This window comes from Microbulbifer sp. SE14, assembly GCF_059834885.1.
On sequence record NZ_JCBAJA010000004.1, the window covers coordinates 64,312 to 80,509 of the forward strand.

At 62.1% G+C, this 16,198-nt stretch carries 13 protein-coding genes; 3 read left to right on the forward strand and 10 right to left on the reverse strand.

Features of this window, described 5'->3' with window-relative positions; translation table 11 throughout:
* Positions 1–37: 37 nt before the first annotated feature.
* From AC6R19_RS04375 to AC6R19_RS04390, 4 genes are all read right to left on the reverse strand, one after another.
* A complete protein-coding gene (locus AC6R19_RS04375) occupies positions 38–1,759 on the reverse strand; it encodes an extracellular catalytic domain type 1 short-chain-length polyhydroxyalkanoate depolymerase (protein ID WP_500578407.1) in 1,722 nt (573 codons plus the stop codon).
* A gap of 490 nt (positions 1,760–2,249) precedes the next feature.
* Positions 2,250–3,473, reverse strand: a complete 1,224-nt coding sequence (locus AC6R19_RS04380; RefSeq protein WP_500578408.1) for a hypothetical protein — start codon at positions 3,471–3,473, stop codon at positions 2,250–2,252.
* A gap of 243 nt (positions 3,474–3,716) precedes the next feature.
* Positions 3,717–4,916, reverse strand: a complete 1,200-nt coding sequence (locus AC6R19_RS04385; RefSeq protein WP_500578410.1) for a pyridoxal phosphate-dependent aminotransferase — start codon at positions 4,914–4,916, stop codon at positions 3,717–3,719.
* Positions 4,913–6,370, reverse strand: coding sequence for an amidase (locus tag AC6R19_RS04390; protein ID WP_500578412.1), 1,458 nt, complete (start codon positions 6,368–6,370; stop codon positions 4,913–4,915). The genes AC6R19_RS04385 and AC6R19_RS04390 overlap by 4 nt, the downstream gene beginning before the upstream one ends.
* A gap of 201 nt (positions 6,371–6,571) precedes the next feature.
* Here AC6R19_RS04390 and AC6R19_RS04395 point away from each other — a divergent pair, with 201 nt between their 5' ends.
* Positions 6,572–7,210, forward strand: coding sequence for a DUF2799 domain-containing protein (locus tag AC6R19_RS04395; protein ID WP_500578413.1), 639 nt, complete (start codon positions 6,572–6,574; stop codon positions 7,208–7,210).
* A 48-nt stretch (positions 7,211–7,258) separates the two neighbouring features.
* Here AC6R19_RS04395 and AC6R19_RS04400 read toward each other — a convergent pair whose 3' ends face one another.
* From AC6R19_RS04400 to arfB, 6 genes are all read right to left on the reverse strand, one after another.
* The gene (locus AC6R19_RS04400; protein ID WP_500578414.1) at positions 7,259–8,743 is read right to left on the reverse strand and encodes a dihydrolipoamide acetyltransferase family protein; all 1,485 of its coding nucleotides are present in this window, start codon (positions 8,741–8,743) and stop codon (positions 7,259–7,261) included.
* Positions 8,744–8,793: 50 nt separating this feature from the next.
* The gene (locus AC6R19_RS04405) at positions 8,794–9,774 is read right to left on the reverse strand and encodes an alpha-ketoacid dehydrogenase subunit beta (RefSeq protein WP_500578415.1); all 981 of its coding nucleotides are present in this window, start codon (positions 9,772–9,774) and stop codon (positions 8,794–8,796) included.
* Positions 9,767–10,852, reverse strand: a complete 1,086-nt coding sequence (pdhA, locus tag AC6R19_RS04410; protein WP_500578417.1) for a pyruvate dehydrogenase (acetyl-transferring) E1 component subunit alpha — start codon at positions 10,850–10,852, stop codon at positions 9,767–9,769. The genes AC6R19_RS04405 and pdhA overlap by 8 nt, the downstream gene beginning before the upstream one ends.
* Before the next feature lie 377 nt (positions 10,853–11,229).
* Complete coding sequence (locus tag AC6R19_RS04415; RefSeq protein WP_500578419.1) at positions 11,230–11,811, reverse strand: HD domain-containing protein; 582 nt, start codon at positions 11,809–11,811, stop codon at positions 11,230–11,232.
* A 75-nt stretch (positions 11,812–11,886) separates the two neighbouring features.
* A complete protein-coding gene (locus AC6R19_RS04420) occupies positions 11,887–12,945 on the reverse strand; it encodes an Ldh family oxidoreductase (RefSeq protein WP_500578421.1) in 1,059 nt (352 codons plus the stop codon).
* A gap of 147 nt (positions 12,946–13,092) precedes the next feature.
* Positions 13,093–13,506: an alternative ribosome rescue aminoacyl-tRNA hydrolase ArfB gene (arfB, locus tag AC6R19_RS04425; protein ID WP_500578422.1), complete on the reverse strand. Its 414-nt coding sequence runs from the start codon at positions 13,504–13,506 to the stop codon at positions 13,093–13,095.
* Positions 13,507–13,618: 112 nt separating this feature from the next.
* Here arfB and AC6R19_RS04430 point away from each other — a divergent pair, with 112 nt between their 5' ends.
* On the forward strand, positions 13,619–15,616 hold the full coding sequence (locus AC6R19_RS04430; protein WP_500578423.1) for a BCCT family transporter: 1,998 nt from the start codon (positions 13,619–13,621) through the stop codon (positions 15,614–15,616).
* Positions 15,617–15,667: 51 nt separating this feature from the next.
* A complete protein-coding gene (locus tag AC6R19_RS04435; protein WP_500578424.1) occupies positions 15,668–16,180 on the forward strand; it encodes a GNAT family N-acetyltransferase in 513 nt (170 codons plus the stop codon).
* The last annotated feature ends 18 nt before the right edge of the window (positions 16,181–16,198 follow it).

The following is a 16,198-nucleotide window of genomic DNA, read 5'->3' on the forward strand; positions in this document are numbered from 1 at the left end:
CCGCCTTCCCCTAGTGACGTACAGGTTCCACAGATCGTTAGGGACACTGCCCCTTTTCGTAGAACCCCTCAGAAGTCTCCTTGACGTAGGTGTAGCTACCGGAGAGGCTGCCGAGCCCATCGTCGCCGCCCGCGGTGTAATAACTGCCGTCGTAGTAGGCCCGGCCATGGTACTCGTGCCAACCGTTGGTGTCATACCAGTCCTGGCAGATAAAACCGCCGCCGTTGTCACCGGTGCTGCGGCATTCGCTGGGTTGTGCGGTGAACCACTCGCCGGGCTGCCCCTCGTACAGGGTGACGTCGGACCAGGTGTCGAAGTAGTAACCTATGCGCTTGTCGTCGCCGGTGGCCAGTGCATAGAGGCCGAAACCACCGCCCTTGACCGCCCGGCCGTTGTCGATATGGGCACCCGGCGCGGAGGTTGCCTCGGTGCAGCTCGCGTCCGGTTCATTCGGATCGATCACCGTCACCGTGCGTGTGGCACTGGCCACGTTGCCCGACGAATCTTCGGCCGTGTAGGTACAGTAGTATTCCCCGGCCATGGAAGTGTCGACGTCACAGCTCGCCGTCACCGCCAGGCTGCCGTCTTCGGGATCGATGGCACTGGCGCCCGGATCCGTGAAGGTCTCGTTGAGGTTTACTGCGATGGGGTTATCGCCGTTCAAGGTAATGGCCGGCGTGCCGTTTTCGACCGCTCCACCGCTGCCATCCCGGGCGTGACGACTGAAGAAGTCCCACACCAGATCCGGATAGCTCGGTCCGGTGCGGCGATTGTAGTCCGCCTCCTGGCCGCGCTCGCCGGCAACCCAGTAGTGCCCGTAGTCGCTGTCACCGGTCGACGCCGTCTCCAGCGGGCCGTCGAAGAAAACCGTCTCCACCACCGAGCGACTGCCCGGGACACCGTCAACGGTATAGTAAGTGTGCCGGCAGCCGTAGCTGTTCTGGTAATCGTACTCGCAGGCGCTTTCATCCGCCCTGGAGCCGCCAAACACACGCAGGTGGGCATCGCGCAGGTTGCGCCCGGCGGGCTGCTGGACCACACAGTCCTCGTTGTTGGCGAGTACCAGCAGGGGAATGGCGTAGTCGTCGTCCAGCTCCCGCTCCATGTCGCTGGCGGAGGTCGCGACCGACTCCATGGTGGGGGAGCCGTAGCAACCGGCCAGAGACACCGAGCTGGAGGTCTCGCCATAGGCCAGCCCCGCGGCCGGCGCGGCCGCCGCCCAGTACTCGTTGTGCGTGGTGGCCGCCACCGCGGTCATCGCACCGCCCGAAGAAAAGCCGGTAATATAGCGGCGCAGGTGGTCGATGGCGAAGTTTGACTCCACCTCCAGCGCGATCTGGTGCAGGTCTTCCGGCTCACCGCTCCCCTCGTGGGTATGCTGGTCGAACCAGAAGCCCCAGCAGTTTTCACTGCGCATGCCGTCGTAGCTGGTTATGAAGGGCATGACCAGGATAAAGCCGTAGTCGTCGGCCGCTTCCTTCAAGCCCCAGTTGTCGTAGACGTCCAGGTGGTCCTGCACACAGCCGTGCAGGGCCATAACCATAGGGGCGGGGGATGGCGCGCCGTCGGGAACATAAACGCGATACTGACGGTCCCGGGATCCGGCGTAGCTTTTGGCGGTCATGGTGTAGTCGTGGACAGTCCCGGCCACGGCATTCACGTTCAGTGCGGCCAGTGTAATAAAGGTACAGGCAGCCAGCAGACGTTTCAGTTCTGCAGACGGGTTCCGCCGTCGACCGGTAGAGTTTGGTGTTTGCATGGCGTCTCTCTTCGCTCTCAATTGGGATTCGCTTTTACGCGGTCTCTCGTTATTTTCCGCATGCCCTGGAAGACTTCCCCGCAATCGATCACCCTACGGCTTCCAGTCATCGACTGTATGCCTGTACGGGAAGCCTGTCCTTCATCCGTTGGTATGATGGGGGCGGGCTGGGAGTAGAGGAGGCGGCCGCGGAGGCGCGGGCCTACGGCCTGCAGACGCTGGAGCCGGCGCGGACTGCGCTCGGCAAAAAAACCGGGACGACGCGGGAGGGGGAGAGGCAATTCCGGGGACCGTATGCTTAATTATCCGCTGGCGGCTCTCGTTCAAAATCCAATCAAGTGTACTGTCCCCGGAATTTGCACCGGAATTTGCACGGCCGCCGAGAAAGTGTTGCCTGCGTCGGTGGTTTGGCCCGCGTATTTCATGAAGCGTTCGAGATCCGGGCAATCCCGGATCCCGAACCCTCCACGGGAAACCTGCTCTTCCCAAACTACTTGATGAATGACTCTCCGAATTCGGGCACGTTTTCGTCATCCAGCGCCGGTCCGACTACGGCTTTTCCGTCCTGCACCGCCCAGGGCGGTACGTTGCGGGCGGCGCCGCCTCTCAGCCTAACCTGAGCCGCGTTGCCGGAACTGTCCTCGGCCTCCACCGTCAGCTCATAGCCGCCCCCGGGCGCGCACCGTGGAAAGACGAGGCCACTGAAACCGAAGTCGCGCACTATGATGCTGTGGGGTTGGCCGTTTCCACAGGGTATATCGACAACCTGGGGACACGAAAACCCGCACTGGGGCGTGTAGGTGCAGGCGAACTCATCGTCGCCCAGGGCAAGAAGACCGCCCTGGCCGTCGACGACCAGGAGCACCGGATCGATGCCGGACCGGCCGAGGTCGGTGTCGTCCTTCGTATCCACTCGCGCCGTAACCGTCCCTCCCGGCGGACACTGAAAGGTCCACATGTCGCCGAGCGGCTGCTCTCCCGGCTGAATGAAACCCACATTGGGCACCCAGTTGCTGACATGGGCCGGCGTCGGCGTAGGATCGGGTTGCGGGACGTTAGACAGCCCACAAACGACGGTTGCCTCCGTTATCTCGACGCGCAGGCCCGTTGGTGATGTGCCGGCGTTGTTCACGACGAACTCCAGAGTGTTGTCCCCGGCCACGAAACCGGCGCTGATTACAAAGTCGGTGGGATTCCGGAAATCATTGCCAGGCCTGTTATTAGGGGTAGGGTTGTCGTTGATCCTGATGGTCACCCCGCTGTTGTCGGTGAGCCAGCGTCCCCTGATAAACGCCGTGGCCGGAAAGCAGTTGACACCGGAATCGTCGAGATTGAACGTGGTTTGATACACGTATTGGCCAGGACTGTTTCGTCTACCGGCTTCCGCAGCGGGGTTGAATCGGGGACTTATCCAGTTCGAATTCGGACCATTGGGCAACCACGCGTTCGGGAACAGATTGGTGGTCGGATTCGCCGAATTGACCACAAAGGCGGTAGGTCCGGGAAAGTCGGAATCGGCGCTTTGAATAAGATCGTAGTGCGGATCCTCAGTGCCGTTCGGGTCGTCATCGTCTAAAAGATTACCGTCGTCGTCCACACCGGTGTTGAAAAGCCCCATGATGGGGCTGGGGCTGATTTGCGCAGTGGCCGCGCAGGGCAGTAGCAGCAGCGCCACCGATATCGCGAAAGTCCTTGTGCAATTGCGTACAGACATGGAGATCCTCCCTGGAAGCAGTCCGACCGAAACACTGCGAAACTCTGACTTCGGGTGTGCAATTTTCAGGCACCTCCCAATTCAAACTGTAGCCCCACCCCATATCGCCAATTTGCGCCCCCCGAAGTTTGACGCTCAATTTCCCAAGTTGACCAAGTGTATTTGGCAAGCGAATACAAGTAGGCCGGAACCCGTGATGCGGAGATGACGAGGGAACCAGGGGCGAACCAGGCCCCTGCAGACTCAGCCGAAATCCTGCCGCTCCATCCACGGAATAATCCGCTCGAAGGCCCGCTCGATTTTGTCGATGGAGGTGGCGTAGCTGATGCGCAGTGCGTTGCGGCAGGACTCGCCGAAGGTGTCGCCGGCGATGGTGCAGACGCCGGTCTCGCGCAGCAGGCGCAGGGCGACATTGTTGCCGTTGACACCCTCGGGCAGGGATGGAAAAAGGTAAAAGGCCCCCTCCGGCATATAGCCCTCGAGATAGGGCGTATTTTCCACCAGCTGCACCAGGCGATCGCGCCTTTTCCTGTAGGTCTCGATGATGCCGTCGATAAAACTGCGGTCGCCCTTCAACGCAGCGACGCCGGCCCACTGACAGGGGGTGTTGGCGACGGTGGTGGTGAACATATGGTAGCGGCGCAGTTTCTTGATGGCGCCCTGACTGGCGATCATCCAGCCGATGCGCATGCCGGCCATGCTGAAGGTCTTGGAGAAGCTGCTGATCACCATCACGTGGTCCAGGTCGGAGCAGCAGGAGAGCACGCTGGCGTATTCCCGGTTGTCGTAGACCAGGTGATCGTAGACCTCGTCGCTGATCACGTAGATGCCGCGGTAGGCGGCCTCCTGCACTATCGTCTCTATGGTCTCGCGGGGGTAGACGGTGCCGGTGGGATTGCTGGGGCTGTTCAGCACTATCGCGTGGGTGTTCTTGTCGATCGCGTCTATGACTTCCTGCGGATCCAGTTGGTGGTTGTTCTCGGCCCTGGTCGGCACATAGCGCACCTCGCCGCCATTCATGCGGATCAGCGGCGCGTAGAGCATGAAGGATGGGTCCGGCACGATAAATTCCCGCCCCGGCGCGGACACGGCGGTCAGCGCCAGGTAGATGGCCTCGGTGGCGCCGGTGGTGACGAGGATATTTTCCGGCGTGAGTTCGCGGCCGTAGCGCGCGCCGTTGTACTCCGCCAGGGCGTCGAGCAGTTCCGGCAGGCCGGCGTCCATGGTGTAGCCGGTCTGTCCCGCCTCCAGGGCATCCACCGCGGCCTGGATCACATGGGGCGGCGCCGGCGCGTCCGGCTGGCCGATGGACAGGTGGATCACATCGTCCATGGTCGCCGCCAGGTTGACCATCTTGCGGATGCCCGGCACCGGTATCGTCAGCAGCGCCGGGTTCCAGACCGGATCCTCGGATTCGTAGAAATCGAAATCCAGCCGGCTCACGCCTCCTGCCCCCTCGCCTTCTCTCCCCTGGCCGCATCGGCGAAAAACAGCTGCGGGCGCCTGTCGGTCAGCGGCGCGGCCAACTGGTAGGCCTGACCGGCGCGCAGCACTGTGGCATCCTCGAAGCGCCGCCCCACTATCTGCAGCCCGATCGGCAGGCCGTCGGAGGAGAAACCGCAGGGCACCGACAGCGCAGGCTGGCCGGTGAGGTTGAACGGATAGGTGTAGGGGGTCCAGGATGGCCAGCGGGTGCTGGGCCAGTCCTCGGGCACCTCGCGCCCGGCCTTGAAGGCGGTGATCGGCAGTGTCGGTGTCAGCAGCAGGTCGTACTTGCGATGGAAATTCGCCATCCGCTCGGACAGTGCGGTGCGCTCGTTGATCGCGGCCAGGTAATCGAGCATGGACAATTGTGCCGCCCTGTCCGCCACCGCCACCAACTGTGGGTCCATCAGCGCCCGCTGGCGCTTGCCGAGCCCGCGCAGCGCGTTGGCGGCGCCGCCGTAGAAGAGATGGCCGAAGGCGGCCAGGGGATCATCGAAGCCCGGCGCCACTTCGGTGATCTCGGCGCCGAGGGACTGCAGCAGCTGCACCGCCCCGCGCACGGTTTCCTCCACCTCCGCCTGTACCTGCACATAGCCGAGGGTAGCGCTGTAGGCGATGCGCAGCCCTTTCAGCAGCTGCTCCGGCTCCCCCTGGATCTCACCGAAATAGTCGATGTTGCGCCGCGGTATCGCCTGGGTATCGCGCTGATCGGCCTCTGTCAGCACATTCATCATCAGGGCACAGTCCGCCACCGTCCAGGTCATGGGCCCGGCGTGGGCCAGGGTCCCGAAGGGGCTCGGCGGCCAGTGGGGCACCTCGCCGAAGCTGGGCTTGAGGCCGACGATGCCGCAGAAGCCGGCGGGAATGCGGATGGAACCACCGGCGTCGGTGCCCAGCGCCAGCGGGCCCATGCCCAGGGGCACCGCCGCGGCGCTGCCGCCACTGGAGCCGCCGGCGGTCTTGTCGGTGTTCCAGGGATTGCGGGTGACGCCGTCGATGGGGTTGTCGGTGACACCCTTCCAGCCGAACTCCGGCGTAGTGGTCTTGCCCAGGGGCACATAACCGTTGCGGGCCAGGGCCGCGACGCAGGGGGCCGCCTTGCCCAGGGTGGATTCGGGATCGATGGTCCTGGAGCCCTTCAGCGTCGGCCACATGGGGGTCAGGAACACATCCTTGATCGCCACCGGTACGCCATCCAGTAAACCCTTTGGCGCGCCGCTCCGATAGCGCTGCTCCGACTCCCGCGCGAAGTCGAGACTGGTCTCCCCGTCCACCAGGCAGTAGGCGTTGACCGCCGGGTTGCAGCGCTCTATCTGCGCGAGCAGCGCCCTGATGACTTCGACCGGAGAAAATGCCTTGTCCCTGTATCCGGCCAGCAATTCCACCGCGGTCATGCGGACAAAATCACTCATCGGTTATCCCTCTTCCTTTTTGGTTTATTCCCCCATCCTAGTACGAAATGGCGCCCCTTTTGCGGGATCCACGTGGACTCAACCGCCCCGTTGGTCGCGTACGGAGTGAGACTCGCGTCACACTTTCCGTGATTGCTTCAGGCTACAGACAGCCTCGATGCGATAAATTGCCCCCGACGACACCTGTGACGGGAAGCAACAGTGAACCTGAAAAGCAAGAAAATCCCGCTCGTGCCCCTGGCGATAGCGATGCCGTTGCTGGCCAGCGGCTGCGCCACCATGAGCGAAGAGGAGTGCCTGACCGCCGACTGGCACGCGATCGGCTATGAGGACGGCGCCGCCGGCCTGCAGATAGCGCAGCTGGGCAAGCGCCGCGAGGCCTGCGCCGATCACGGCGTGCGGCCGGATACGGCGGCCTACCGCGCCGGCCGCGACGAGGGGCTGGAACTCTACTGCACCGAGCATCGCGGCTTCCGCCTGGGCAACGCCGGCGGCAGCTACAACGGCGCCTGCCCGGCGGACCTGGAGGGCCTCTTCCTGCGCGGGCACCAGGCCGGCCGCGAACTCTACCTGGCCCGCAGCGCGGTGAACCAGGTGGCCAATGCCATCGGCGATCGGGCGCAGGAGCGCGAGCATATCCTCGATGACATCACCGACATGAGCGCGCGCCTGGTCAGCGACGAGGCCACCAAGGAGGAACGCGTCACCCTGCTGGCCGATATAGCCCGGCTCAAGGGACGCCACACGGAACTGGGCATGGAGATAGAGGATCTGGAGCACGAACTGGCGCTGCGCGAGGCGGAGTACCAGGAGGTGCGGGCGCATTCGCCTTATCAATAGGGAATGACTCGGGCCCGGGGACGTGGCGAGCTGTGTGGCTTATCAGGGTTATGTCGAAAGCATGAATTGTTCCGGGTCGCCCAGAATCGTCTTTAGCCGATGCACGAACTCCACGGCGTCTGCGCCGTCATTGAGGCGGTGGTCGTAGGCCAGATCTATGGGAAGCATCAAACGGGGCAGGATATCGTAATCGTCCAGCGTGCCCTGTACCGTTGGCTGTAGTTGCGCCTTGCCCAGCCCCAGGATGGCGGCTTCCGGGTAGTTGATGATGGGATCGAATCCCGTGCCGCCGAGGGGCCCCGGGTTGGTCAGGGTAAAGGTGCTGCCATTCAGGTCGTCTTGGGAGACGTCCCCCGCTCGGGTCCGTTCCGCCAGCTCGGTCAGTGTGACGGCGATCTCGGCCAGGCTCTTGCGTTCCGCGTCCCGCACCACCGGCACCAACAGGCCGCGGTCGGTCTGCACGGCGACGCCGATGTGGTAGTAGTCTTTGAGTATGATCTCGTCGCGCTCGGTATCCAGGCTGGCATTGAATCGGGGAAACTCCCGCAGTAACGCTGCGACCGCCTTGATGACCATGGATGTCAGGGTGAGCTTGCCGCCCCGCTTCTCCACCGCACCCTTGTGCTGCTGGCGGAACTGTTCCAGCTCCGTAATATCGGCCACGTCATGATGGGAGGCGTGGGGAATCTGCGCCCAGGCCCGCGTCACCTGACGTGCCGTGGCACGCCGTATTGAACGCAGTTTTTCACGCCGAACCGGTCCCCATTGTTCGAAGTCGGGCAGCTCCGGAGCCTCGCGGCGCGCGGCCGTCCCGGTCTCCTTACTCCCGGCGAACGCCTGGACGTCTTCGGTGGTGATCCGCCCCCTGGGTCCACTGGCTTTCACCTGGCGCAGGTCCACATCCAGTTCCCGGGCGGCGCGACGTGCAGCCGGGGAAGCGGGCACGGGGCGCTCATATAGCGACTCGGCTGCTGTTTTCTCAGGCTGCGATTCCTTTTCCACAGGTTTTGCTGCTGCCTCTTCTTTTTCCTCCTCTTTTTCCTCCTCTTTTTCCTCCTCTTTTTCCTCCTCTTTTTCCTCCTCTTTTTCCTCCTCTTTTTCCTCCTCTTTTTTCTCCTCTTTTTTCTCCTCTTTTTCCTCCTCTTTTTTCTCCTCTTCCTTCTCCTCTTCCTTCTTCTCTTCCTTCTTCTCTTCCTCTTTCGCCTCCTGTTTCTCCTCCTTCTCTGATTCTTCCTTCTCAGCTTCCGGTTCCGCTTTATCCGGCTCGGATTCGCCGCCTGCAGGCTTGGGTGTTTCTTCCGATTTGCTTTCGCCCTGCTCGCGATAGGTCAGGAGCACGTCGCCGACCCGCACCGTATCACCTTCCTCGACGCGGATATCTTCGATGGTGCCGTCGAAGGGAGCCGGGACATCAATCGTTGCCTTATCGCTCTCCACGGCCACAAGGTCGTCACCGTCCTCAACCGTATCGCCGGAGGCCACGTATAGTTTGATGATCTCTACTTCGTGAATGCCCTCTCCCGGGTCCTGCAATCGAAACTCTTGAGCCATAAGAATATGCTCCTTTCCGTGTATTCATTGCGCTAAGTGTTCAGCGCGCGGCGGCATCCCTTGAGGATGCGCTCAACACTGGGTAAATAGGCTTGCTCTCGCGCAAAGTAGGGTACGTGGACATCGTATCCGGTTATCCGCTCTACCGGCGCCTCGAGGTAGTAGAAAGACTTCTCCACCAGGCGGGCGATGATCTCGGCGGCAGGACCAAAGCTGCGGTGGGCCTCATGTACCACCACCACTCGGCCGGTACGCCGGACCGACTCGGTGAAGCGGCTGTCGTCGAGTGGTGAGAGGCTTATCAGGTCGATGACTTCAGCCTCCGCACCGTCTTCTTCCGCCAGCTTTTTCGCGGTTTCCAGAGCCCGATGCAACATGGCGCCGTAGGCCACCAAGGTCAGGTCCTTGCCTTCCCGGACGATGCGGGACTCGCCGATGGGCAGTGTTTCTTCCTCTTCGGGGACTTCCTCGCGAAACGCCCGGTATAACGCCTTGTGTTCGAAGAAGATGACCGGATCCGGATCGCGGATAGCACTGATCAGCAGTGCGCGGGCATTGCGCGGTCCGGAGGGAATGACCATCTTCAGGCCCGGCTGGTGGGCATAGAAGATTTCCTTGCTTTCGGAGTGATGTTCCAACGCATGTACACCCGCGCCAAACGGCATGCGCAATACCATTGGCACATGGAAGCGTCCGCGGGAGCGCCAACGTAGTCGCGAGGCGTGGGCTTCGATCTGGTTGAAGGCCAGGTAACTGAAACCTGAAAACTGCATCTCGCAGACCGGTTTGAGCCCGCATATGGCCATGCCGATTGACATCCCGGCGATGCCCGCTTCGGCCACCGGAGTATCGAGCACGCGCCTTTCGCCGAAGCGATCCAGCAACCCTTCGGTAATGCGGAACACGCCGCCGTTCACTCCCACGTCTTCGCCGAGCACGACAATGTCGTCGTCCCCTTCCATGGCCTGTCGCAGGGCAAGGTTCAGTGCTTCGCTCATCGTCAGTTCAGCCATTATCCTTCCCCCTGACGAATCCCTCGCGCTGCTCTTCCAGATAGGGTGGCTGCTCGGCGTAGAGATGATCAAAGATGGCGGAAGCATCGCTCAACTTTTCCATCTGCTCTTCCGCGTCCTTCCAGGCCTGTCGCACGGTCTGCTCGATCTCTTTCTCCTCCTGTTCTATGTCCTCGTCCGTCAGCAGTTTTTTGCGTTTCAGGTATTTCTGCAGACGCTCGATGGGATCCCGCCTGGCCCACTTCTCCACTTCTTCCTCGTCCCGGTAACGGCCTGGATCGTCGGCCGTGGTATGTACCTCCATGCGATAGGTCACACACTCGATCAGCGTGGGCCCCTCACCTTTCCTGGCCCGCTGCACGGCCTCCCGCGCGGCGCAATAGACAGCCAGGATGTCGTTGCCGTCCACCTGGATTCCCGGCATGCCGTAGGCGATGGCTTTCTGTGCGATGGTTTCAGATCGTGTTTGGCGTTCGCGGGGAACCGAAATTGCCCAGTGATTGTTCTGGCACACGAATATAGTGGGCGTGTCGAACAGCGCCGCCAGGTTCAGGGCCTCGTGGAAGGCCCCTTCGGAGGTAGCGCCGTCACCAAAGAAAGTGAGCGCCACCCGTTTGCTGTCGCGATAGCGACAGCCATAGGCGATGCCCACCGCGTGGGGAATCTGTGAGCCGACGGGAATCGCAATGGGCAGGTCGTTCTGGTCGTCCGGTATCCGGCCACCCTCGTTGTAACCCGCATTGTAGAGAAGCAGGCCGCTCAACGGAGCGCCGCGCCATATGGCAGCCGCGGTTTCGCGGAACGCCGGCACCATCCAGTCGTCCTTGTCGGCAGCCGCAACAGCCCCGATCTGGGAAGCTTCCTGGCCTTTGACCGGCGCAAAGGTTCCAATCCGCCCCTGGCGTTGCAGCTTGAGCATGTACTCGTCGAAGCGACGGCTGAGAAGCATTTTACGATGGAAGTCGAGCAGCTGCTCCCTGGAGAGATCCGGGTCCAGTCCCGCATCGGCCTCGCCGGATTCGTCCAGAATGGAGAGGTATTCGAGGCGATACTTCAGACCAATCTTTACACGGGGCATGAAAGTCTCCTTTGCTGGCGGCTCTTGTTGTGGTGACGCAAAAAGGGACTGCGGAAACGCGCCGTAGGTATCTAAATACTAATAAAGAAAAGTGCAGTGTGCCGGGTGGCTGCACGGGGAGGGGCGGGCCAGTGGCACCAGAATATGGATGTGAAGACTTGGAGCACGAGCTGGCGTTGCGCGAGGTGGAGTACCAGGGGTGCAGGCGCGTTTGCCCTACCAGTAGGAAGAGACTCGGGACTCGAAATGATTGTACATCGTAGGATGGGCAAAGCGCAGCGTGCCCATCAACAGGTGATGGGCAAAGCGCAGCGTGCCCATCAACAGGTGATGGGCACGTCGCTGCGCTCCTTTGCCCATCCTACCGGCTACACAGGCTATTTAAGGATTCCGTTGGCTACCGCGCCCTGCAGTCTCTCTTCTATCACTCGCCACAGTTCGTGACTGCCGTCGTCGATACGGCAATTGACCGCGAAGACTTGCTCTTTCGAAATTTTGTTTTCCTGCCACGCGTGCCCTCCGCCATGCAGGTTGTGCAGCAGCGGCGGCACCCGGTCTATGGCGCGGGCATAGCGGGATTCCGCCGTCTCGCCGGCCTCGAATTCGCACCAGAGATCGAAAAATTCCTCGCCCCTGCCTCCCGGCAGCATCGCGAGTACCCGCTTCACGCCCGCCGCCTCCGCTTCTTTCTGCGCCGCGGTTTCACTGGCGTAGACGATCCTGTCGCCGGCATCTATCTCGCCCAGGTCGTGGATCAGCAGCATGCGGATAACGCGATCAACGTCCACCGGCTCGTTCGCGTAATCCTTCAGCATCAGCGCCGCCAGGCATACATGCCAGCTGTGCTCGGCGGAGTTCTCGCGCCGCTCAAGACCTACCGGCCTTGTCTTGCGCAACACCGATTTCAGCTTCTCGACCTCGACGATAAATTGCAGTATCTGCTCGATTTCTTTCATCATTCCCATTTCTTTACCGATTACCCCAGTGCCAGACCCTAGGGGCGAACCGTGTGCTCGCCCTGGCCGCTATCGGCATCACTCCGACTGAGGCTGCGGTACGGCGACATCGAGCTTTTCCGCCCAGGGCTTCAGGTCCTGCATAATCGTCGGATACAGCTCGACGCCCTCGCGCAACTGCTTTGCGCGCGATGCCCAGGCGCGCTGGCCCGGTACCCGCACAGGCCCATCACCGTCACTGCGGCTGTTTTCCCACAGGCCGCACAGCGCCGCCGTCTGGCGCAGGAAGTCCGCGCGCGGACCGAAGGCCTGCGGATCGATAATCTGCAGGAAAACCGAATTGGCTTCGTCGTCAGTCTTCGCCGCTGCATCGGCGCGGCCATAGCCGCTCAGTGCCATGGACAGTACTTCCAGCATCGCGGACAGGGCCGCGCCCTTGTAGCCGTGCTCGGCACCGCCCACCGGCAGGATGCTGCCACCCTTCTCGAACGCGGCTGGGTCGTCGGAGAGGTTGCCGTCACTGTCCTTCAGGCATTTTGTCGGCATTTTTTTGCCCTCGCGCTGCGCCCTCGTCACATACCCGCCGGCGGTCACCGACATGCTGATATCGAAGAGCAGCGGGTAGTCGCCGGCGGGGGCGGCGAAGGCGAGCGGATTGGCGGAGAAGAGCGGATCCCGGCTGCCCTGGGGCGATACAGTGTTTTCCGCCGGCGTGGAGCAGGTCAGTATCGCCACATAGCCGGCCTCGACAATCGGCGGCAGGTAGGCGGCCAGGCAGGCGATATGCTGGCTGCGGCGTATCGTGGCGGTGACGACGCCCTGCTCCGGAAGCCGCTGCAGCGCTTCCTCTATCGCCCGGGTCAGCACCCAGGGGCCGGGCAGGAAATCCGCATCCCAGTTGAAGCAGTTGCCGCGATCCGCCAGTACCACAGGCTCGCCGTCGCGGCGGGATTCGCCATCCAGCAGCCAGCGCAGGTTGCTCGCCACCCGGTTCATGCCGTGGGTGGTAAAGCCCAGCAGGTCTGCCTGCAGAAAGACCTTCGCCATTACCCCGGCTCTCTCCGCAGCCAGGCCGGCGCGTTGGAACAGTTCGCCGGCAAAAATCTGCAGTTCGGTTGCGTTGTAGCGCACAGACATAAAAGCTCCTGTTGGCTGTCTCTACCAATAAACTATGGCCGTAGGGTGCGCCGTGGCAGAAAATGCAGGAGCATTTTCTGCCACGGCGCACCCTACGGCTATTTGGGCGAACACAAGGTTCGCCCCCTACACATCAACTATCTACCGCTACTCGCGCACCTTGCCGCGCAGCGACTTCACCTGTCCTCGGTGTGTCTTGCTTTTCAGGCGCCGCTCCCTGGCCACCTTGCCGGGCTTGGTGGGAATGCGCTTCTTTTGCCGCCTGGTGGCCTTTTCCAGCAGCGCGGCCAGGCGCTGCAGCGCATCCTCGCGATTCTTCTCCCGGGTGCGGAAACGCTGCGCCTTGATCACCACGACACCCTCGCCGGAGATGCGGCTGTCGCGCAATTTCAGCAGGCGCTGCTTGATGTCATCAGGCAGCGAGGAGGCGCGGATATCAAAACGCAGGTGAATCGCGCTGGACACCTTGTTGACATTCTGGCCACCGGCCCCCTGGGCGCGCACTGCGGTCATTTCGATTTCCGCCAGCGGAATCGCCAGGCTCTTAGAAATTTTCAGCATGAACAGCTGCCTCGTTATTTGTCAACTGCCTATACAATGGCTTTTACTATGCTGAATCCGACGGGCGCACATTTTAACCTGCGTCGACCCGATACTGGTTGGAAACTCCGCGATGAACACCCACAACGACAAAGGCCACTTCAATCCCCCGGTATTCTACACGGCGACCGGGGCACTGCTGTTGCTGGTGGCCTATGCGGTGTTCTTCCCCGACGATGCCACCGCGCGCTTCAAGGCGCTGCAGTCGGGCATCGTCACCAATATGAGCTGGTACTACGTGCTGGTGGTGGCGATCATCCTGATCAGCGTAGTCGTTATCGGTGTCTCGCGATTCGGCGAAATCAAGCTGGGGCCCGAACACGCCGAACCCGATTACGACTACGGCTCCTGGTTCGCGATGCTGTTTTCCGCCGGCATGGGCATAGGCCTGCTGTTTTTCGGCGTCGCCGAGCCGGTGATGCACTACCTGAACCCACCGGTGGGCGAAACGGGGACAGTGGCCGCGGCGCGCCAGGCGATGGTGCTGACCTTTTTCCACTGGGGCCTGCACGCCTGGGCCATCTATGCGATAGTCGCGCTGATCCTGGCCTATTTCAGCTACCGCCACAAGCTGCCGCTGACCCTGCGCTCGGCCCTCTACCCGATGATCGGCGAGCGCATCTACGGCCCTATCGGTCACGCGGTGGATGTCTTCGCGATAGTCGGCACCGTCTGCGGGGTGGCCACGACCCTGGGCTACGGCGTGCTGCAGATCAACTCCGGCCTCAATCACCTGTTCGGATTGCCGGTGGGCCAGGGCGTGCAGGTGGTGCTGATCGTCGTGACCACGATTCTCGCCACCATTTCCGTGGTCATGGGCCTGGATGTGGGCATCAAGCGGCTGTCGCAGCTGAATATGGGCCTGGCGGGGCTGCTGATGTTGATGGTGCTGCTGTTCGGCAGCACCGTCTACCTGCTGCAGGCGTTTGTGCAGAACTTCGGCAGCTACCTGTCGGTGCTGGTCAGCAAGACCTTCAACCTCTACGCCTATGAGCCCACCGACTGGCTGGGTGGCTGGACCATTCTCTACTGGGGCTGGTGGATGTCCTGGTCGCCGTTTGTGGGCCTGTTTATCGCGCGCATCTCCCGCGGGCGCACCATTCGCGAATTCGTCGTCGGCGCCATGCTGGTGCCCGCAGGCGTGACCCTGCTGTGGATGACTTTTTTCGGCAACTCCGCGATTCACATGATCCTGAACGAGGGGCTCACCTCCCTGGGCGAAGTGGTGAGCGAAGACCAGTCACTGGCGCTGTTCCAGTTCCTTGAGCAATTCCCGCTGTCGGGCCTCTTCTCGTTTATTGCCGTGGTCATGGTGGTGGTCTTCTTCGTGACCTCGGCGGATTCCGGGGCCCTGGTGGTGAACATGCTCGCCTCCCACGGCCGCGACGACACGCCCCGGTGGCAGCAGGTCTTCTGGTGCACACTGATCGGCGTGGTGGCCATATCGCTGCTGCTGGCCGGCGGCCTGGCCTCGCTGCAGACGGCGGTGATCGCCAGCGCCCTGCCCTTCTCGCTGATACTGCTCACCGCCATCTATGGGCTCATCTCGGCCCTGCGCACCGATACCGTCAAGCGGGAGGCGCAGACTGCGCCGGTAGCGCCGATCACTGCGCGCAATCCGGTAAGCTGGCAGCGGCGGCTCAAAAACCTGATCCAGCTGCCGTCGCTGGAGGAGGTGCGGGAATATATCCGCGATATAGGTGAGCCCGCACTCAGGGAGTTCGCCGGGGAAATGGAGAAAAACGGCTACTCGGTAAAGATCTCCCACGGCGAGAACAGTTACGTTTACCTGCAGGTTTTCCAGGGTGACGAGGTGGACTTCCTCTACGGCATTCACCCCAAGGCACACCTGAAGCCCAGTGCCCTGAGGCCGGAGCATATGAACCTGTCCGAGCAGGAACTGGATGACACTACAGACGACGGCTCAGAGGACAAGTACTTCCGCGCGGAAGTGCACCTGCAGGAGGGCGGCCAGGACTACGACGTGATGGGCTGGACCAGTGACCAGCTGCTGACGGATATCCTCGCCCAGTACGAGCGACACCTGCAGTTTCTGCATACGCTGCGCTGACAGGTCGCCATCACACCGGCAGAATAGCGCTTTTCCAAAAAGGACTCTGCCATGGCCCTGTTACAGACCCCGCGACTGACCCTGAGCGAATTCACCGAGGAAGATGCCCCGCTGATAGTCGCGGTGCTGACCGATCCCGACTTCTTGAGCAACGTGGGCGACCGCGGCGTGCGCACCGAGGACGACGCCCGCCGCTACATCGTCGACGGTCCCATGGCCATGTACCGCCAGCACAAATTCGGCCTCTACAAGGTGGAACTGAAGGACGGCACCCCCATAGGCACCTGCGGCCTGATCAGGCGCGACGGCTTGGACGATGTGGATATCGGCTTCACCCTGCTGCCGGACTACCGCAACCAGGGTTACGCGCTGGAAGCAGCGCAGGCGGTGATGCAATACGGCCGCGAGGAAATAGGCCTGAAACGCATAGTCGCCATAGCCCTGCCGGACAACACGCCCTCGGTACGCCTGCTGGAGAAGCTCGGCATGCGGGCGGAGAGGACAATCAATCTACCGGGAGATGACGACGAGCTGCTGCTGATGGCCTGGGAGGCCGCCAACTGACGCGGGCTCCAGCAAAGC

Coding starts and splice junctions, on each gene's coding strand:
- AC6R19_RS04375 (WP_500578407.1), bottom strand. CDS start 1,759: ATGCAAACACCAAACTCTACCGGTCGACGGCGGAACCCGTCTGCAGAA.
- AC6R19_RS04380 (WP_500578408.1), bottom strand. CDS start 3,473: ATGTCTGTACGCAATTGCACAAGGACTTTCGCGATATCGGTGGCGCTG.
- AC6R19_RS04390 (WP_500578412.1), bottom strand. CDS start 6,370: ATGAGTGATTTTGTCCGCATGACCGCGGTGGAATTGCTGGCCGGATAC.
- AC6R19_RS04405 (WP_500578415.1), bottom strand. CDS start 9,774: ATGGCTGAACTGACGATGAGCGAAGCACTGAACCTTGCCCTGCGACAG.
- pdhA (WP_500578417.1), bottom strand. CDS start 10,852: ATGCCCCGTGTAAAGATTGGTCTGAAGTATCGCCTCGAATACCTCTCC.
- AC6R19_RS04415 (WP_500578419.1), bottom strand. CDS start 11,811: ATGATGAAAGAAATCGAGCAGATACTGCAATTTATCGTCGAGGTCGAG.
- AC6R19_RS04420 (WP_500578421.1), bottom strand. CDS start 12,945: ATGTCTGTGCGCTACAACGCAACCGAACTGCAGATTTTTGCCGGCGAA.
- arfB (WP_500578422.1), bottom strand. CDS start 13,506: ATGCTGAAAATTTCTAAGAGCCTGGCGATTCCGCTGGCGGAAATCGAA.
- AC6R19_RS04430 (WP_500578423.1), top strand. CDS start 13,619: ATGAACACCCACAACGACAAAGGCCACTTCAATCCCCCGGTATTCTAC.
- AC6R19_RS04435 (WP_500578424.1), top strand. CDS start 15,668: ATGGCCCTGTTACAGACCCCGCGACTGACCCTGAGCGAATTCACCGAG.